The 17,984-nt window shown below is 64.1% G+C and carries 17 protein-coding genes and 1 tRNA gene; 15 read left to right on the plus strand and 3 right to left on the minus strand.

Annotation, left to right across the window (positions count from 1 at the left end; genetic code table 11):
- Window positions 1–21 precede the first annotated feature (21 nt).
- On the minus strand, window positions 22–168 hold the full coding sequence (locus tag VGG53_RS01765; RefSeq protein WP_331516257.1) for a hypothetical protein: 147 nt from the start codon (window positions 166–168) through the stop codon (window positions 22–24).
- Window positions 169–592: 424 nt separating this feature from the next.
- Here VGG53_RS01765 and VGG53_RS01770 point away from each other — a divergent pair, with 424 nt between their 5' ends.
- From VGG53_RS01770 to VGG53_RS01810, 9 genes are all read left to right on the plus strand, one after another.
- Complete coding sequence (locus VGG53_RS01770; protein WP_331516258.1) at window positions 593–901, plus strand: hypothetical protein; 309 nt, start codon at window positions 593–595, stop codon at window positions 899–901.
- A 200-nt stretch (window positions 902–1,101) separates the two neighbouring features.
- The gene (locus tag VGG53_RS01775) at window positions 1,102–2,748 is read left to right on the plus strand and encodes a fatty acyl-AMP ligase (RefSeq protein WP_331516259.1); all 1,647 of its coding nucleotides are present in this window, start codon (window positions 1,102–1,104) and stop codon (window positions 2,746–2,748) included.
- Window positions 2,745–3,662, plus strand: a complete 918-nt coding sequence (locus tag VGG53_RS01780; protein WP_331516260.1) for an acyl-CoA desaturase — start codon at window positions 2,745–2,747, stop codon at window positions 3,660–3,662. Before VGG53_RS01775 ends, VGG53_RS01780 begins: the two co-directional genes overlap by 4 nt.
- Window positions 3,659–4,684 carry an acyl-CoA desaturase gene (locus VGG53_RS01785; protein WP_331516261.1) on the plus strand — a complete coding sequence of 342 codons (1,026 nt, stop codon included), beginning with the start codon at window positions 3,659–3,661 and terminating at the stop codon, window positions 4,682–4,684. The genes VGG53_RS01780 and VGG53_RS01785 overlap by 4 nt, the downstream gene beginning before the upstream one ends.
- Window positions 4,685–4,686: 2 nt before the next feature.
- Complete coding sequence (locus tag VGG53_RS01790; RefSeq protein WP_331516262.1) at window positions 4,687–4,974, plus strand: acyl carrier protein; 288 nt, start codon at window positions 4,687–4,689, stop codon at window positions 4,972–4,974.
- A gap of 21 nt (window positions 4,975–4,995) precedes the next feature.
- Complete coding sequence (locus VGG53_RS01795; RefSeq protein ID WP_331516263.1) at window positions 4,996–6,108, plus strand: fatty acid desaturase; 1,113 nt, start codon at window positions 4,996–4,998, stop codon at window positions 6,106–6,108.
- A 152-nt stretch (window positions 6,109–6,260) separates the two neighbouring features.
- Window positions 6,261–6,968, plus strand: a complete 708-nt coding sequence (locus VGG53_RS01800; protein WP_331516264.1) for an alpha/beta fold hydrolase — start codon at window positions 6,261–6,263, stop codon at window positions 6,966–6,968.
- 2 nt (window positions 6,969–6,970) lie between these two features.
- Window positions 6,971–8,713, plus strand: a complete 1,743-nt coding sequence (locus VGG53_RS01805) for an AMP-binding protein (RefSeq protein WP_331516294.1) — start codon at window positions 6,971–6,973, stop codon at window positions 8,711–8,713.
- A gap of 303 nt (window positions 8,714–9,016) precedes the next feature.
- Window positions 9,017–10,087, plus strand: coding sequence for a hypothetical protein (locus tag VGG53_RS01810; RefSeq protein ID WP_331516265.1), 1,071 nt, complete (start codon window positions 9,017–9,019; stop codon window positions 10,085–10,087).
- A 182-nt stretch (window positions 10,088–10,269) separates the two neighbouring features.
- Here the strand turns inward: VGG53_RS01810 and VGG53_RS01815 are convergent, their stop codons facing one another.
- A complete protein-coding gene (locus tag VGG53_RS01815; RefSeq protein WP_331516266.1) occupies window positions 10,270–10,683 on the minus strand; it encodes a hypothetical protein in 414 nt (137 codons plus the stop codon).
- Between VGG53_RS01815 and VGG53_RS01820 the strand changes: the two genes are divergently transcribed.
- Window positions 10,670–11,002, plus strand: a complete 333-nt coding sequence (locus VGG53_RS01820) for a hypothetical protein (protein ID WP_331516267.1) — start codon at window positions 10,670–10,672, stop codon at window positions 11,000–11,002. The genes VGG53_RS01815 and VGG53_RS01820 overlap by 14 nt on opposite strands.
- Before the next feature lie 226 nt (window positions 11,003–11,228).
- Here VGG53_RS01820 and VGG53_RS01825 read toward each other — a convergent pair.
- Window positions 11,229–11,304 (minus strand) — tRNA-Arg (locus VGG53_RS01825).
- 113 nt (window positions 11,305–11,417) lie between these two features.
- Between VGG53_RS01825 and argS the strand changes: the two genes are divergently transcribed.
- The 5 genes from argS to thrB all read left to right on the plus strand — a co-directional run bounded on the left by argS (window position 11,418) and on the right by thrB (window position 17,892).
- Window positions 11,418–13,070: an arginine--tRNA ligase gene (gene argS, locus VGG53_RS01830; RefSeq protein ID WP_331516268.1), complete on the plus strand. Its 1,653-nt coding sequence runs from the start codon at window positions 11,418–11,420 to the stop codon at window positions 13,068–13,070.
- 83 nt (window positions 13,071–13,153) lie between these two features.
- Entirely contained in the window at window positions 13,154–14,485 is a 1,332-nt protein-coding gene (gene lysA, locus VGG53_RS01835; RefSeq protein ID WP_331516295.1) for a diaminopimelate decarboxylase, read from the plus strand.
- Between the two features lie 57 nt (window positions 14,486–14,542).
- On the plus strand, window positions 14,543–15,868 hold the full coding sequence (locus tag VGG53_RS01840; protein ID WP_331516269.1) for a homoserine dehydrogenase: 1,326 nt from the start codon (window positions 14,543–14,545) through the stop codon (window positions 15,866–15,868).
- A complete protein-coding gene (gene thrC / locus VGG53_RS01845; protein ID WP_331516270.1) occupies window positions 15,865–16,956 on the plus strand; it encodes a threonine synthase in 1,092 nt (363 codons plus the stop codon). The genes VGG53_RS01840 and thrC overlap by 4 nt, the downstream gene beginning before the upstream one ends.
- A complete protein-coding gene (gene thrB, locus VGG53_RS01850) occupies window positions 16,957–17,892 on the plus strand; it encodes a homoserine kinase (protein ID WP_331516271.1) in 936 nt (311 codons plus the stop codon).
- Window positions 17,893–17,984 lie beyond the last annotated feature (92 nt).

The following is a 17,984-nucleotide window of genomic DNA, read 5'->3' on the forward strand; positions in this document are numbered from 1 at the left end:
GATCAGCGCACAAGATGGCGCCTAAAAGGTGCCGCAATGTCCCGAATTGAATAGAACCACGGCATTCAACTGTTCGACGGCGTCGGCCGGTGCGTGCCCGCGCTCACGCAGCTCGACGACGCAGAAGACGGCGAGGTCGACTGATCCGTAGATGTGGAACGCGATCATCGCCAGATGCGAAAGCTGTTCGCTGGTAAGCCGTTCCGGGTGGGCGATATCACGAACGTAAAGGATGTCGGCCTCGAGCAGTTGATCGCCCGGGTTGCGAACGTCGGCGCTGAAGACGGTCGGCGCGATCGGGCCACTGCTTCAACTCGGGCATCGAGTGCGGCACGAACCCCTGCGACCGCAACTTGCCATCCACCTCGCCGAACGTCGGCTGATCCCGATAAAGCGAAACGAAGGATGGTTGGCGCCGATATCGAGAATGCTCGTCGGCCGCGAACAACCCACCAAGTCGCGGACGACCAGCGGGGAGGTCACGTGCGCATAGTCGCACGGACAGGATGCGCCGCAGAGATCTTCAACACACCCTGCGGTTACATCGTTCAAAGCACGCCGAATTCCTGCCGCAGGCAGGAGGATGCCGCTCATGAAGTACGTGATGACCGGTGCGCTGATTGCTGCTGCGATGCTGGCCGCGCCGGCAGGCCACGCTGACCCCGATCCGCACAAACCCGACTTGGGCGCCAACTTTTGCCCGGGTGGCGCGACGCCGCCTCCCCAGGCCTCTTGCGACGGCGTGCCCTATGCGGACGGCTCCTACTGGCACTCCACGTCACCGATGGCGAACTACGTGGTGGTGCAATGCGTTGTACCCCCTCCCGCACCAGGGATCTTCGGCGGCCTTGTTCCGCAACCCACCGCCCCGGTCCCGGCACCACCCGGCAGTTGCCAGTAAGAAGCGCTCGGTGACGTTCCTGCAGGTGTAAGCGCTCGGCGCTTGCTGGCAAGAACCGCAAGGTTTCCTGGCAAGAAACTGTGCACGCATCACGGCCGCTGGCTACACTGTGGCCCTGCGTAGCTAGCCGGACGTGGCAGGCCGGTTGCCAAGCTTCGCAGAGCGGTGGTTGCTGAACAAGTCATCGAGGGACAAAACTCGTGGTAGAAACCCCTCCCACTATCGTCGACGTGTTGTCCGCCAGGTCTTCGTCCCAAGACCCCGCGTACATCTTCCTCGCCGATGGCACGTCGGCGTCCGAATCACGATGGACCTACGCCGACACCGCGACCCGCGCGGGGGCATTCGCGGGGTGGCTTTCGTGTCTTGGTGTGCGCGGCGGATCACGCGTCGTGTTGGCGGTGAACCCGAGCCTGGACTACATCGCCGCACTGTTCGGCATCATGATGCTCGGCGCCGTCCCAGTACCCTGCTTTCCGCCGTTGCGTTCCAAGGAACTGGACCGCTTCCACGCGATCGTGCTCGACTGCGCCCCGCACGCCATCGTCATCGACGCGATGTACGACGCCCAAATCGAAGCACTGCGCTGCAGGTTGGCGTGTGCCGACATCGATCCGCTGATCTGCTACGCCGACGAACTGGATACCCGTGTCGATGCCGTGGCGCCCGCGGCATGCTCGCCGGATGACCTCGCCCTGATCCAGTACACGTCCGGGTCGACGGGATCGCCGAAGGGCGTCTGTATAACCCACGACAACCTCATGAGCAATTGCGAAGTCCTGTTTCGCAGTATGGGGCCAGACCCGAATCGAGTCGGGCTCTCATGGTTGCCGCCCTACCACGACATGGGGTTGATGGGCACGATCATCCTGTCGCTCCACCACGGGTGGCCCCTGGTGCTGATGTCGCCGATGCACTTCGTGCAGCAACCCCGCCGCTGGCTGGAGGCGATCACCGCATACCGCGTGTCGATCACCGTCGGCCCGAACTTCTCACTCGACGCCTCCGTCGCGGGACTCGACGACCATACCGAAGACCTGGATCTCTCGACCGTCAAGGAGTTCTACTGCGGAGCCGAACCCATCAGCGCGGATACCCTCGCGCGCTTCGAAGAGTGCGCGGCACCGCTCGGGTTCGACATCACGGCGCTGATTCCCTGCTATGGGATGGCTGAGGCGACGCTTTTCGTCGCCGGAAAACGAAAGGGACTCCGCTACAACACTGTTGATGGTGCTGATGGCACCGTGGTCAGCTGCGGCGAAGTCGATTCCGAACACGTCGTGCGGATCGTCCACCCCGACTCGAATTGCCTGGTTCCACCCGGCGAGATCGGCGAGATCTGGGTCCGCGGCCGCAGTGTCGCCGCCGGCTATTTCAAACGGGATACGTTGACAAGCAATGTATTTCACGCACGCCTCGATGGTGAAAACCGTACTTACCTTCGCACCGGTGACCTCGGTTTCATGCGCGACGACGAACTATTCGTCACGGGACGAATCAAGGACCTGATCATCGTCAGCGGCCGCAACATCTATCCGCAGGACGTCGAGGCCAGTGTGGTGCGCGCCGACCCGTCGTTACGGCGGGCGGTGGCGTTCTCGGTACCCGGCGACGGAACCGAACGTCTGATCGTCGTCGCCGAGTCGGCCTCCACGCAGATCTCGACCGATTGCCACACGAAGCTCGCGGACGCCGTCCGCTCCAGTGTGACTTCGGAATTCGGTGTGGGGCCTGACGTGCACATCTGCCCAAGAAGAACGATCCCCACCACCACCAGTGGGAAGGTCCGTCGGCAAGAGGCCAAGCGGCTCTTCCTGGCGGACGCCATATTGCGGGCGCCGGCATGAGCGCCGAATTCTTGGCTGCCCCTGCGATTCACGACCGCGACGTTCTTGCCTCCCGACTGGCCTATCTGACCGTCGGCCTACCGACGTTGGGAACGATCGGCGCGGTCGTGTACGCGATTTACTTCGGGGTGACAGTGTGCGACTTCGCATTATTCGGTGTGATGTACCTGATCACTGCGCTCGGCGTCGAGGCAGGACTGCACCGCTACTTCACCCATCGGTCCTTCGAGGCGCCCGAACCGGTCAGGGTGTTGCTCGCGATCGCCGGGTCGATGGCAGCGCAGGGGCCGATCGTGTTCTGGGTCGCCAATCATCGGCTGCATCACGCTTTCGCCGACACCGAGCGTGATCCGCATTCGCCTCAGCCGCAAGGGCCTGGGTGGTGTGGACACGCAAAAGGGTTGTGGCACAGCCACGTCGGTTGGCTGTTCAACGTCAAGAAGATCGACTGGAGCAGGCATACCCGGGACTGGCTCGCCGATCGCACGGTGATGAAGATCAACGCCTGGTACTTCACCCTGGTGGTGCTGGGCATCGTGGCCCCCGGTGCCGTCGGTGGGCTGGTCACACAATCGGTGCACGGAGTAGTCGGCGGGATTCTCTGGGGCGGCTTCGCGCGGATCTTCGCCCTGGATCAGGCCACCTGGGCAGTGAACTCGTTGGGCCACACGATCGGTGCCCGCGCATTCCCGGTACGGGACGGCAGCCGCAATATCGGCGCCCTGGCACCCCCCACGATGGGCGGGTCCTGGCACAACAACCACCACGCCCGGCCCGCACTTGCCCAGACCCGACGGCACTGGTGGCAGTTCGATCTGGCTGGAGACTTCATCCGGCTCCTCGACTGGCTGGGTCTCGCGCACCACGTGCGGTACGTCAATTCGCAGTCCGACCATGCAGGAGAGGCGCCATGACAGCCGAAACCGACGCTGCGGCAGTGCCTTTGTCGTCCTCACCGCCTTCGCCCCGCGAGCACGAATCGCTCGCGAAGGCCATCCTGCAACTGAACCCTGCCAGCGCACGGGCCAAACGGGTGGTCGCGCTGGTCACCATCGGCCTTCCGGGCCTCGGCTTCGCCGTTGGGGTCTACCTGATCGCGGCGGGACGGGCCACCGCGGTTGACCTCGTTCTGTTCGGCGTGTTCTACGCGATACAGATGTTCGGCATCACGATTGGCTTCCACCGCTACGTCGCCCACAAATCGTTCAAGACGTCCCGGTTCTTCGAGGGTGTCCTGATGATTACCGGCTCGATGGCCCTCGAGGGTCCGTTGCTCTTCTGGGTCAGCACGCACCGCCGTCATCACCGTTACGCCGACGAGCGGGGCGATCCCCACTCGCCGAATCTGAGCGGTGAAAGTTTCGGCGGCAAGCTGAAAGGACTGTGGTACGCCCACATTCCGTGGATGTTCAGCGACCAGGAATCCAGATCGACGGTATTCGCTCCCGACGTGCTGCGCGACCGGCGACTGTACAGCTACAACCGGACCTACCCGATCTGGGGGTTGGCCGGACTCCTGGCGCCCGCTGTCATCGGGTGGGCCGTCGGTGGCAGCGCGGCTGCGGCGTTCTCCGGCTTCATCTTCGGTGGCCTGGCCCGGGTCTTCGTTGCCAACCAAGCGGCATGGTGTGTCGGTTCGGTCAGCCATATGCTCGGTTCGCGGCCGTTTGCGAACCGGGATGACAGCGCCAACAACTGGCCGGTGGCCTTCTTCACCTTCGGCGAGGGCCTGCAGAATAATCACCATGCCTTCCCTGGTGCGTACCGACACGGAATGCGTTGGTGGGAGCCAGATCTCAGCGGCTGGGTGATCGCGATATTGGCCAAGTTGCACATTGTGTGGGACCTGCACATGCCCAGTCGCACCGCGATTGACAACCGACTGCGCCGCAACCGCATCACTACCCCCGTCGTGTCCAACCCCGGAGAAAGGTGACGATGTTCAGGAGAACGAAAACACCCGCGATCGATGGGCCGCTGACTCAGCAGTCGCTGCGTTCGTGGCTGGTCGCTGATCTGGCCCGTCGGGTGAAGTGCCCCGAAGCGGAGGTGGATACCGCCAAACCGTTCGACGCCTACGGACTCGACTCACGGACGGCAGTCCAGGTATCCGGCGCGTTGGAGAAGGTGGTCGAACGACGACTCTCCCCGGGGATCCTGTTCGATCACGGCACGATCGACGACCTCACCGCCTACCTCACCCGCGAACTCAGCCTTCCCGGTTGAGCGTCTCCGAAAGAGCCAGCCATGACTCAACAGCAGTCCCGGTCCGAGATTCCGACCGACCCCGACCCGAGGTTCGTCGAGTTCATCGAGAAGAGCAATGCTATCCAGGGGCAGAAACTGGTCGCGGCTATCCCGCGGGAGTTCATGCAGCCCACAGTGATTCGCGGTCTGGCAGGCTTGGCTGTGAGTCTGGCACTGTATGCCGGTGCGTTGGCCGGCATCGCCTACGTTGACAACTGGTACCTGATAGTCCCGTTGGTCCTGCTCGCGGGGCTGGGCGGCTGGGGTATGCACGTCATCGGACACGATTGCGGTCACGGCGCCTTCTCCCGTAATCGTCAATTGAATTTCGCGATCGGTCATTTCGCACTGCTGCCGCTGATGTACCCGTTCCACGCGTGGCGGCACGAGCACAACTTCCATCACGCCCACACCAACAACGTGGAGCTGGATCCCGACTGGCGTCCGGTCTCCGAGGACATCTACCGACGGATGCCACGTCGGTACCGGTTCGTCTACTTCAGCACGCGCACATGGGCGATCTGGGCCGGCACCGTCAACTACTGGCTCAAGTCCGGTTTCCGCCCTTCGTACTATCCCAAACGAGAGATGCAGCGCGATGTGCGCCGGTCTATCTGGTTCGTCGCGGTCGTGGGCGGCGGGTACCTGGGCGCGCTGACGTACTTCACCGGGTGGCAGGGTCTGCTGTTGTATTTCGTAGCGCCGTGGTTTGCGATCCATGCCTGGTTCTCGATCACCACGTTGATGCAACACAGCTCCGAGGACATTCCCTATCTGCCAGAAGAGTATTGGACGCGCAATGCCAGCAGGCTGCTGGTCACCACCGACTTCATCTACCCGCGGTGGTTGTTGTTCTGTACGCATTACATCTCGCTGCACACCGCCCACCATGTCGCTCCGTCGGTGCCCTACTACAACCTGCCGAAGGCGCAGGTGGCGCTACGGCAGCAGTATCCGGATATGGTTCGCGTCGAGAAGGCCAGCATCGGTCGAGTCTGGAACATCGTCCGCAAATGCCTTTTCTACGACCCGATTTCGGGCCTCTACGCAACGCGGCACATGCGCAGGTACGCTTCGGGGTCGAAATCGGCCGAGACCTCCGCTGCGTCATGAGAGCGCGCACGATGCTGGCTTCTGCCACCGCACGCGGCCACCGAGTGGTACCGCGACTGGCCGGCCAGGTCCACACGGCGATGTTCGTGAACACCCGCAGCCTCGACCGGTCCCCGAGCGATATGTGTCCACTGGCTGCTCACCGTATCGAAATGACCGGTGTGCACCGAGTCGCCTCCGCCTACCAGTGGGGCAGCCGCGATCCTAGCGTGCTCGCACTGCATGGCTGGGGCACCGACAGCACCACCATGGCGGCCGTAGTGGATGTTGCGGTGGCCCACGGTGAATCGGTGCTCTGCTTCGACGCTCCCGGTCATGGTGCATCGCGCGGGTCGCAGGCCACTATGGCCGAATATGTCGAGGCTGTTGACGCTGTGCTGCAGCGCTTTCCAAGTATCCAGACCGTGGTCGCGCATTCGCTGTCGGCGATTGCGGTAGTAGCTGCCCTCGCCCGGTCGGAGGCCGGCGGGGTGCGGTCGTTGCTGCTGCTTGCCCCTGTTTGCTCGCTCACCGGCGTCCTGGACAGGTGGGCGGTACAGCGACGGCTACCCACGGGTGTGGCGGTGCTGATCGCCAAGGAGTTGCACCGACGCGACGGAGTCCCGGTATCACACTGGGACATCAGGACTCTGGGCATCGGTGCCACCATGCAAGTCTGCATCCTGCATGACCCGCAGGACTGCTCGATTCCCGTCAGCGATGCGCTCGAGATCGCCGCCGGGGGCCGGGCCCAACTGGTGGAGGTGCCGGGTGTCGGGCACCACGGTGTTCTGCGCAGCGAGCAGATGCGCACTGCGCTGACTTCGCTTCTGGTAGCCCAGGATTTCGACCAGTCACCATCTCGAAAGGCAGTCCGATGACGATGCCAGGTCTCGCAACCGGTTCCATTCCCGCCGTCCTTCGAGAACGCGCGAGCCTGCAACCGAACGAACCCGCGTTCACGTTCATCGACTATGACCACAATCCCGACGGAGTTGCGGAAACGCTGACATGGTCGCAGCTCTATCTTCGGACGCGCCACATGGCGGCCGAGCTGCGCCGGCACGGAACAGTGGGTGACCGGGCCGCGATCGTTGCGCCTCAGGGCCTCGACTACATCGTCGGCCTGCTGGGCGCGTTCGAAGCCGGGCTCATCGCGGTCCCGTTGTCGGTGCCTCACCTCGGGGCCCACGATGAACGGATCAATCGGGTGCTGGCAGACTCCGCCCCTGCCGTGGTGCTGACCACCTCCGCCGTCGCCGGCGGAGTCGCCGAGTACCTGACTCAGCAAGACCTCGAGTCCACTTGGCCGTTCGTCGAGGTTGATGCGTTGGATGTCGACGACTCACTGGGATTCACCGGCCGCGGCCCGGATAACGGCACAGCATTACTGCAATACACCTCGGGATCGACTCGCCAGCCGGCCGGTGTAATGGTGTCCCACCGCAACCTTGTCGCGAACTTCGAACAGGTGATGAACGGTTACTTCGGCGATACCGGCGGCGTCGCTCCATCGCCGACCACCATTGTCTCGTGGCTGCCGTTCTACCACGATATGGGACTGTTCATCGGGGTCTTCGCACCGATTCTGGCCGGCCTGCACAGCGTCTTGACCAGTCCGATGTCATTCTTGGTCCGGCCCGCGAGGTGGGTCCAGTTGATGGCCACCAATCCGGGAACGTTCACGCCCGCACCGAACTTCGCCTTCGAACTCGCGGTGCGCAAAACCAGCGACGACGACATGGCAGGTCTGGATTTGCAAGGGGTGACACACATTATCTGTGGCGCCGAGCGCGTTCACTCCGCGACGCTGACGCGCTTCACCGAGCGGTTCGCGCAATTCAACCTACGACCTCAGGCGATTCGGCCGTCGTACGGGTTGGCAGAAGCAACCGTGTACGTGGCGGCGCGCGCACCGGGTCACCCGCCGAAGGTCGTCCACTTCGAGTCCGACAAGCTGTCGGCCGGCCATGCCGAACCGCGAAGCGACACAACCGGAACGGCGTTGGTGAGCTACGGAGTTCCACTGGCGCCGACCGTGCGAATCGTCGATCCCGAATCCAGAACGGAGAAGCGGGCCGGCGCGGTCGGGGAGATCTGGGTACACGGTGACAACGTCGCGCAAGGCTACTGGGGACGTCCCGACGCGACGGCGGAGACATTCACCGGAGTGCTCGTCGAACCGTCGGCGGGCACGCCCGATGGACCGTGGCTGCGTACTGGCGATCTCGGCGTGATCAGCGACGGTGAGCTGTTCATCGTGGGCCGTATCAAAGATCTCATCATCATCAATGGGCGAAACCAATATCCGGACGACCTCGAGGCGACGGTCCAGGAACTCACCGGCGGACGGGTCGCCGCGATCTCGGTTCCAGATGCAGTCGACGAACAGGTGGCACTGGTCATCGAATACAAGCCGCGCGGCGGTTCAGAAGAAGAGATCGCGTCAAGAATCGACGTCGTGAAACGCGATGTCAACTATGCGATTTCGAGCAGTCACGGCATCCGTGTCGCCGATCTCGTCTTAGTTGCGCCCGGTTCGATCCCGATCACCACCAGCGGCAAGATCAGACGCATTGCGTGTGCCGAGCTGTACCGCGAAAACCAGTTGACCCGCATCAGCTAGCCGACGCGGCCAGAAGGCGCTGCCTGAATCGCATGCTGTCAATTTCATGCGTCGCGGGTTGAGACTTACTGGGACGACCCCAGAAGGTAGTTAGCTTCCTCGGGTAGCTATCTGCCGCTGGTCAATCCGACGCCACCGGTCCAATCGACGTGGGCGGCCTCGCGCTGGCATGACCGCAAGACGGCGCATTGTGCTGGTTTTGCCAACTGTCAGATTGCTGGGAGCTGCGTCGCGCAACTTGATATTTACTTAAGCAGGCTTCAGGATTCGGAGCGATTAGCACGTCAAACAAGGGGAGACCTAATGAGCAGCCACAAGGCCCGCCTCGGGGGAATCGGTATCGGCATGGCTGCTGCCGCCGCGGCGATGGTCGGGATGGGCACGGCCCACGCCGATGACGGATCCCTCGCAACGGACATCGGGCTGCTGAACTCAGCGGAGGCCAATGTGATCGACGGCTTCAATGTATGGACCCAGGCGTATGGGGAAGCACCCCCAAGCTCAGCTGCCCTTACCGAAGCAATCACCCAGTTCGAGGCGGATCAATCCCCGCTGCTGTCGTCTGACAACAGTTTGGTGTCGGGCTTGGGCGAGGCGTTGTTCAATGGCCCGGATCAGCAGCTTGCCCAGGCCAGCGATGCCTTCCTGTCGGCTGCTGAGGCCTATGCTGCCGACCCCTCAACCACCAACGGACTCGATGCCGCATCGGCGAGCCTCCAATTCGACGGTTCTCTCTTGTTCGACTCCGGGCCCCCAAATCTCATCGGCGAGGTCATCGATCAGATCTTTCACATCGGGGGCTTTGACATCACTAGCGCCAGTGCGGCTTCGGATTTAGCGAGCAGCGCCACCAGCGCCTCCGGTACCCCCAACGACGTCATCGGTCAAGCGATCGCTGACCTGAATCAAGGCACCGCGGTGTTGGACGCAGCGCCCACAGCCGACCTAAGCGCGCGGCAAGCGGACATCCTCGCCGATTCAGAAAACCTGAACACCGAGCTGGTCTCACCGCTTGCTCAGATCGCGACCTTGCAAGACGGCTTGTCCGTAGCCGACCAGACTTACTTGGCCAACGCCGACGAACAGTTCGTCACCGCCGCTGCCAACATGCTCTCAGCCGATCAGGCGTTTGTCGCCGCAGACCAAGCCGGTGATCTCAGCGGCAGCAGCCTCAACTCGACGGACCTGACGTTGCTCGAGGGTGCCCTGGGACTGCTCAGCGCCGACTTCAACGTGGGCGGTGCTGAATTGCTTGTCCTATTCACGGGTGGTCTGGACCCCTCATCAGCAGCCGATCTCGCGGCGAGTCTGGACCCCGCCACGGCCGTAGACCCCTCCATTTTCGCCGACGCGCTCTCGTCGATAGGGCTGTAACTCCCAGCGACGACGCGATGCGACGCATACATCGAGCAGTTCCCGGTGTTCTACGAGCGGGTTTCACCTAATCTCGGCGGTTTGGATTCTTTCGCGCCAACGTCGCGAAGTTAGCAGTGATCTCGGCTGGGAGTTGTCATCTGCGGATGAGCGATCCGGCGGGGTTCGTCCATGGCGTTACGTTACGTCGGGCGCTTCGGGCTCCGGATCCGAGTCATTCCAGGGAAATTCAGCTCGGTCGGCATTTCATCACGCACCTGATCGGCGTACTCCTTGATCATCTCAGCCGCACCAAGCAGCCGGCTGAGACTCAATACCGCGGCCGGTGCATCGGCCTGGGTTGCGGCATCCTCGGCGATCAGCTGCAGAATCTGCTCACGGCCAACCGTCGACACCGGCAGGCCGCGCCGCTCCGCGATCGCTTCGACCGCCGCCAGCTCGTCGGGGTTGAGCCGGATCTGCAGCACCTTGCTGCGCGCCCGGCCGGGCTGGCTGACCTTGACGTGGGCCGGCAATGGCCGGTCGGTCTGATCGGCTTCGCCGGCTTCAGCCTCAGCGGCGACTCGAGCCAGCTTGTCGGCGATGGACTTACCCATCTGGTCCTCCTCGGCGGTAGTAGTGGAGATCGCGAGTGTTCGATTTGAATGCGGTCGCGCCGTACACGACGCCGTCCTCTTCTACCGTGATCACGGTCAGAACGTGGTTCGCGCTGCGCGAAAAGCCAATGGTGCGAACCGATTCGCCGGTGTTGCTGTTGTAGTCGGGCTCAAAGACGATCCGGTTGAGGTCGGCGAGTGCCTCGTCGGCCTGGGCGGGTGTGATGTTGTGGCGAGCGATGTGCTCAGCGGTGTTGCTCCAATCGACCGCCAGGCGCTAACTGTAGCCCGAATGTACTACAAAACCAACAGTTTGTAATACACTATCCGGACTTCACTTCGAACACGTCACCGCCCGATAGTCGCACCACTTGTGTTGTGCGCGCATGATGGCCTGCTCGCAGCCGTGCGGAGTAGTCCTCAGTAGCATCCGGTGGGGCGTCGTGGTCGCGTTGTCATTGACATCGGGGATGGCTCCAATTTCATTTGGAGCCGCGCCAATAGTTGTGCAGATCTTGCGCGGAGTTATATCTGCGCTGGTCAGATGGTGCCCCCGGCAGGATTCGAACCTGCGGCCTTCTGCTCCGGAGGCAGACGCTCTATCCCCTGAGCTACGGGGGCGCATGCGAAAGATACTGCGCCAACGGGCCACGACAGACTAACGCATCACGGCGGCCGATTGAGCACCGGAATGGATTCGAGGCCTGAGGACCTCAGCCAATAGGATGGCCTGCGTGAACCCCGCCGACCTGGCCGAGTTGCTGAAGGCCACCGCGACCGCGGTGCTGACCGAGCATGCGCTCGACACCGCCGCGCTGCCGCCGGTGGTCACCGTCGAGCGGCCACGCAACCCCGAGCACGGCGACTATGCCACCAACCTGGCGATGCAGCTGGGCAAAAAGGTCGGCGTCAACCCACGTGAGCTGGCCGGCTGGCTTGCCGAGGCGCTGGCCCAGGCCGACGGTATCGCCTCGGCGGAGATCGCCGGGCCGGGCTTCATCAACCTGCGGCTGGACGCCTCGGCGCAAGGCCTGATCGTCAACAACGTCATCGACGCCGGCCACACCTACGGCAACTCCGATGCGCAGGCCGGCCATAACATCAACCTCGAATTCGTCTCCGCGAACCCGACCGGACCCATTCACATCGGTGGCACCCGGTGGGCGGCCGTCGGCGATGCGCTGGGCCGGCTGCTCACCACGCAGGGCGCCGGCGTGGTACGCGAGTACTACTTCAACGACCACGGCGCCCAGATCGACCGGTTCGCCAACTCGCTGATCGCCGCGGCCAAAGGTGAGCCCACCCCGGAAGACGGCTACGTGGGCACCTACATCGCCGACATCGCCGCGCAAGTTCTGCAGCAGGCGCCGGACGCGTTGAGCCGACCCGATGCCGAGCAGCACGAGACTTTCCGGAGCATCGGCGTCGACTTGATGCTCACTCACATCAAAAAATCGCTGCACGAGTTCGGTACTGACTTCGACGTCTTTACCCACGAAGAGTCGATGCACGCCAGCGGCCGCGTCGAGCAGTCGATCGCGCGGCTGCGCGAGAACGGCAACATCTACGAAAAGGACGGCGCAACCTGGTTGCGCACCAGTGCTTTTGGTGACGACAAGGACCGTGTCGTGATCAAGAGCGACGGGAAACACGCCTACATCGCCGGCGATCTGGCGTACTACCTGGACAAGCGGCAGCGCGGCTTCGACCTGTGCATCTACATGCTCGGCGCCGACCACCACGGCTACATCTCCCGGCTGAAGGCCGCGGCCCAAGCTTTCGGCGACGACCCGGCGACGGTCGAGGTACTCATCGGCCAGATGGTCAACCTGGTCCGCGACGGCCGGCCGGTGAAGATGAGCAAGCGGGCCGGCACTGTGATCACCCTCGACGACCTGGTCGAATCGATCGGCGTCGACGCCGCACGCTACAGTTTGACCCGGTCATCGGTGGACAGCCCGATTGACATCGACCTCGCGCTGTGGTCATCGGCATCCAACGAAAACCCGGTCTACTACGTGCAATACGCACACGCCCGGCTTTCCGCACTGGCTCGTAACGCCGCCGAGCTGGGTTTGATCCCCGATACCGGTCATCTCGAGTTGCTCACCCACGACAAGGAAGGCACGCTGGTTCGTAATCTGGGCGAGTTCCCCAGGGTGCTGAAATCCGCAGCGTCACTGCGTGAACCGCACCGGGTGTGCCGGTACCTGGAAGACCTCGCCGGTGATTATCACCGGTTCTACGACTCGTGCCGGGTATTGCCGCAGGGCGACGAGGAGCCCAACGAGCTGCACACCGCGCGTCTGGCGCTGTGCCAGGCGACCCGCCAGGTGATCGCCAACGGGCTGGCCATCCTGGGCGTCAGCGCTCCGGAGCGAATGTGAGCGCCCACCCGGCCGGACCCCGGCATGCCGAAGAGTTTCACCACGGGGATGTTCCGCCGCGACCGGAGTCGGCAGCGGAGCTCCTGCAGTTGGCACCGAATGTATGGCCGCGCAACGCTGTTCGCGGCGACGACGGCATAGTAAGCATTGCCGGCGTTTCGCTGCAATCGCTCGCCCAGGAATATGGCACGCCGCTGTTCGTGATCGACGAAGACGACTTCCGGTCACGGTGCCGCGAGATCGCGGCGGCATTCGGCGGCGGAGCCAACGTGCACTATGCCGGGAAGGCCTTCCTGGCCAGCGAAATAGCACGCTGGATCGACCAGGAGGGCCTGTCGCTGGATGTCTGCACCGGCGGGGAACTGGCGGTCGCGCTGCACGCGGACTTCCCGCCTGAGCGGATCGCGTTGCACGGCAACAACAAATCGGTCGTCGAGCTGACCGCTGCCGTCAAGGCCCGAATCACGCACGTCGTGGTGGACTCGATGATCGAGATCGAGCGCCTCGACGCGATCGCGGGTGCGGCGGGCATCGTCCAGGATGTGCTGGTGCGCGTCACCGTCGGTGTCGAGGCGCACACGCACGAGTTCATCTCCACCGCACACGAAGACCAGAAGTTCGGTCTGTCACTGGCCAACGGCGCCGCGATGGCCGCGATTCGGCAGGTTTTCGCCAGCGATCACCTCCGACTGGTGGGCCTGCACAGTCACATCGGCTCGCAGATCTTCGATGTCGGCGGCTTCGAAATCGCCGCCCACCGGGTGATCGGTCTGCTGCGCGACGTCGTCGCCGAGTTCGGCGTCGACAAGACCGCGCAAATCGCCACCGTCGACCTCGGTGGCGGCCTTGGCATCTCGTATCTGCCGAACGACGATCCGCCACCGGTGGACGAACTCGCCGACAAGCTCGGCGACATCGTCCGCAACGAGTCCACTGCAGTGGGCTTGCCGGCGCCGCGACTGGTCGTCGAACCGGGGCGGGCCATCGCCGGTCCGGGCACGATCACCCTGTACGAGGTCGGCACCGTCAAAGACGTCGGCGTCAGTGCCACAGCGCATCGGCGTTACGTCAGCGTGGACGGCGGCATGAGCGACAACATCCGCACCTCGCTGTACGGCGCTGAGTACGACGTGCGACTGGTCTCCCGCGCCACCGACGCGGCGCCGACGCTCGCCCGTGTCGTCGGAAAGCACTGCGAGAGCGGCGATATCGTGGTTCGCGATGCGTGGATGCCGGCTGACATCGCGCCGGGCGACCTGGTCGCGGTGGCCGCGACCGGCGCCTACTGTTATTCGTTGTCGAGCCGGTACAACCTGATCGGCCGCCCCGCGGTGGTGGCTGTGCGCGGCGGACAGACCCGCCTGATCCTGCGCAGGGAGACGGTCGACGATCTACTGAGTCTGGAGATGAGGTGAAGCGGTGAGCGGCGTCGACGACGATGCAGAGCGGAGCGATGAGGAGGAGCGGCGCACATGAGCACAGATGAGAAGCCGGTCGGCGTAGCGGTATTGGGACTGGGCAATGTGGGCAGTGAGGTTGTTCGCATCATCGAGGAGAGCGCTGACGACCTCGCCGCCCGAGTCGGAGCGCCGTTGGTGCTGCGCGGCATCGGTGTGCGCCGGATAGCCGACGACCGGGGTGTGCCGGCCGATCTGCTCACCGACGACATCGAACAACTCGTCTGTCGCGAGGACGTCGATATCGTCGTCGAAGTGATGGGGCCGGTCGAGCCGTCGCGCAAGGCGATCCTGTCGGCACTGGAGCACGGCAAGTCGGTGGTGACGGCGAACAAGGCCCTGCTTTCGGTGTCGACCGGAGAACTCGCGCAGGCCGCTGAAAGTGCCCGTGTCGACCTATATTTCGAGGCTGCCGTGGCGGGTGCCATTCCGGTGATCCGCCCGCTGACTCAGTCGCTGGCCGGCGACACCGTGCAACGGGTGGCCGGCATCGTCAACGGCACCACCAACTACATCCTGTCCGAAATGGACAGCACCGGCGCCGACTATGAGCGGGCCCTGGCCGACGCGAGCGCGCTCGGCTACGCCGAAGCCGACCCCACTGCCGATGTGGAAGGCTTCGACGCCGCAGCGAAAGCCGCCATCCTGGCCTCCATCGCATTCCACACCCGGGTGACCGCCGACGATGTCTACCGCGAGGGCATCACGAAGATCAGCCCTGATGATTTCGTGTCCGCGCGCGCACTGGGCTGCACGATCAAACTGCTGTCGATCTGCGAGCGGATCACCACCGACGATGGGCAACAACGGGTCTCGGCTCGGGTGTACCCCGCGCTGGTGCCGCTGGAGCACCCGCTTGCCACGGTCAACGGCGCATTCAACGCTGTGGTGGTCGAGGCCGAAGCCGCGGGCCGGCTGATGTTCTACGGGCAGGGTGCCGGCGGAGCGCCGACCGCGTCGGCGGTGACCGGTGACCTGGTGATGGCAGCCCGTAACCGGGTGCTGGGCAGTCGAGCGCCGAAGGAGTCCAAGTACGCCCGGTTGCCGATCGCTCCGATGGGTGTGATCCCGACCCGCTACTACCTCAGCATGGACGTCGCCGACAAGCCCGGCGTATTGGCAACGGTTGCAGCAGAATTCGCCAAGCGCGAGGTCAGTATCGCCGAAGTCCGCCAAGAGGGCGTAGTCGGCGAGGGCGGACGACGCATCGGAGCCCGCGTCGTGGTGGTCACCCACACCGCTACCGACGCCGCCCTGTCCGAAACCGTGGACGCGTTGGCCGATCTCGACGTTGTGCAACGTGTCGCCAGCGTCCTGCGGCTGGAAGGAACCAGCGCATGAGTTCGTCCAGTGCCGCCAAGACCGGCATTCACCAGCAGTGGCCGGGCCTTATCGAGGCCTACCGGGACCGGCTGCCGGTCGGCGACGACTGGGTCCCCGTCACCCTGTTCGAGGGTGGTACCCCGCTGATAACGGCGCCCCGACTCTCGGCGAAGACCGGTTGCACGGTTCATCTGAAGGTCGAGGGGCTCAATCCCACCGGCTCTTTCAAAGATCGTGGCATGACGATGGCCGTCACCGATGCGGTAGCCCGGGGTCAGCAGGCGGTGCTGTGCGCGTCGACAGGGAACACGTCGGCGTCGGCAGCCGCTTACGCCGCCCGGGCCCTAATCACCTGCGCGGTACTGATCCCGCAGGGCAAGATCGCGATGGGCAAGCTGGCGCAGGCCGTCATGCACGGCGCCAAGATCATTCAGATCGACGGCAACTTCGACGACTGTCTGGAGGTCGCCCGCAAGATCGTCGCCGACTTCCCGACGATCTCGTTGGTCAACTCCGTCAACCCGCTCCGTATCGAGGGGCAGAAGACGGCGGCGTTCGAGATCGTCGACGTATTGGGTTTTGCGCCAGATATTCACGCTTTGCCGGTTGGCAACGCGGGCAACATCACCGCGTACTGGAAGGGCTACACCGAATATCACGCCGACGGTGTGATCGACAAGCTGCCGCGAATGCTGGGCACCCAGGCAGCGGGCGCAGCGCCGCTGGTGTCCGGCGAACCAGTGAGCCATCCCGAAACCATCGCCACGGCGATCCGCATCGGCTCGCCGGCGTCGTGGGGCCCGGCTGTCGCGGCGCAACAGCAGTCCAACGGGCGATTTCTGGCTGCCACCGACGACGAGATCCTCGCCGCATACCACCTGGTAGCCGGTACCGAGGGCGTCTTCGTCGAGCCGGCATCGGCAGCGAGCATCGCCGGTTTGCTCAAATCCGTCGAGGACGGCTGGGTGGCGCCGGGTTCGACGGTGGTGTGCACGGTCACCGGCAACGGCCTCAAGGATCCCGACACCGCGCTGCGCGACATGCCGACCGTCTCGCCGGTTCCGGCGGATCCCGTTGCCGTGGTAGCGAAACTGGGGCTGGTCTAAATGCTGGCTGCCGGGCTGCTGGCCACCTCGGTCGTCGCGGCTTCCAGCGCCAACCTGGGCCCAGGCTTCGACAGCCTCGGGCTGGCACTGAGCCTCTATGACGAAATCATCGTCGAGACAACCGATTCCGGGCTGGTCGTCGAGGTGGAGGGCGAGGGCGCCGGCGAACTGGCGCTCGACGCCGGCCATCTGGTGGTCCGCGCGGTCGAGCACGGCCTGCAGGCTGCCGGTGTCGGCGTGTCCGGATTGAAAGTACGGTGCCGTAACGCGATCCCGCACTCTCGCGGACTTGGCTCGTCGGCGGCAGCAGTGGTCGGCGGCCTGGCGGCGGTCAATGGTCTTCTCGCACAAGCGGGTTTGACACCGTTGAGCCAAACCGAGCTGATCCAGTTGTCGTCGGAATTCGAAGGACATCCCGACAACGCAGCCGCGGCGGTACTCGGTGGCGCCGTTGTTTCGTGGACCGACTCGAGTGCTGGGCCGCCGGCCTTCGCGGCGACGCCGCTCCGGCTACACCCCGGCATCCGCCTTTTCCCCGCCATTCCCACGCAGCGCTCGTCGACGGTTGAGGCGCGAGTGCTGTTGCCCACGGAGGTCAGCCACGAGGACGCCCGCTTCAACGTCAGCCGCGCGGCGTTGCTTGTGGTGGCGCTCACCGAGCGACCCGACCTTCTGATGGCCGCCACCGAAGACGTGCTCCACCAGCCGCACCGCGCAGCCGCGATGCCGTTATCGGCGGAATTTTTGCGACTATCGCGTCGTTGTGGTGTGGCAGCTGTGCTTTCCGGGGCTGGTCCGGCGGTAATTGTCCTGAGTACGGCAACTGACCTGCCCGCCGAGGTGTTGGACTACGCCATTGCAAACGGGTTTGCGGTCAGCGAGATGACAGCAGGTGACGGCGTACGGTGGAGTTCGGGAGTGGCAGTCCCCAGCTAGTGTCCCCAGGCGCGACGGGGGGCTTCCTTGCTTCCGGCATCGAAGCAGGTTATCCTCGGAGCCGTCCAGCAATCGCAGCATCTGCATATGCG

Origin of the sequence: Mycobacterium sp. (assembly GCF_036490025.1) — a bacterium.
In the GTDB taxonomy this organism is placed as follows: Bacteria; Actinomycetota; Actinomycetes; order Mycobacteriales; family Mycobacteriaceae; genus Mycobacterium.

Excerpts from the sequence above, each read along its gene's own strand:
- VGG53_RS01765 (WP_331516257.1), bottom strand. The coding sequence starts at position 168 with ATGATCGCGTTCCACATCTACGGATCAGTCGACCTCGCCGTCTTCTGC.
- VGG53_RS01770 (WP_331516258.1), top strand. The coding sequence starts at position 593 with ATGAAGTACGTGATGACCGGTGCGCTGATTGCTGCTGCGATGCTGGCC.
- VGG53_RS01780 (WP_331516260.1), top strand. The coding sequence starts at position 2,745 with ATGAGCGCCGAATTCTTGGCTGCCCCTGCGATTCACGACCGCGACGTT.
- VGG53_RS01785 (WP_331516261.1), top strand. The coding sequence starts at position 3,659 with ATGACAGCCGAAACCGACGCTGCGGCAGTGCCTTTGTCGTCCTCACCG.
- VGG53_RS01790 (WP_331516262.1), top strand. The coding sequence starts at position 4,687 with ATGTTCAGGAGAACGAAAACACCCGCGATCGATGGGCCGCTGACTCAG.
- VGG53_RS01795 (WP_331516263.1), top strand. The coding sequence starts at position 4,996 with ATGACTCAACAGCAGTCCCGGTCCGAGATTCCGACCGACCCCGACCCG.
- VGG53_RS01800 (WP_331516264.1), top strand. The coding sequence starts at position 6,261 with ATGACCGGTGTGCACCGAGTCGCCTCCGCCTACCAGTGGGGCAGCCGC.
- VGG53_RS01805 (WP_331516294.1), top strand. The coding sequence starts at position 6,971 with ATGCCAGGTCTCGCAACCGGTTCCATTCCCGCCGTCCTTCGAGAACGC.
- VGG53_RS01810 (WP_331516265.1), top strand. The coding sequence starts at position 9,017 with ATGAGCAGCCACAAGGCCCGCCTCGGGGGAATCGGTATCGGCATGGCT.
- VGG53_RS01820 (WP_331516267.1), top strand. The coding sequence starts at position 10,670 with ATGGACTTACCCATCTGGTCCTCCTCGGCGGTAGTAGTGGAGATCGCG.
- VGG53_RS01815 (WP_331516266.1), bottom strand. The coding sequence starts at position 10,683 with ATGGGTAAGTCCATCGCCGACAAGCTGGCTCGAGTCGCCGCTGAGGCT.
- VGG53_RS01840 (WP_331516269.1), top strand. The coding sequence starts at position 14,543 with ATGAGCACAGATGAGAAGCCGGTCGGCGTAGCGGTATTGGGACTGGGC.
- thrC (WP_331516270.1), top strand. The coding sequence starts at position 15,865 with ATGAGTTCGTCCAGTGCCGCCAAGACCGGCATTCACCAGCAGTGGCCG.
- thrB (WP_331516271.1), top strand. The coding sequence starts at position 16,957 with ATGCTGGCTGCCGGGCTGCTGGCCACCTCGGTCGTCGCGGCTTCCAGC.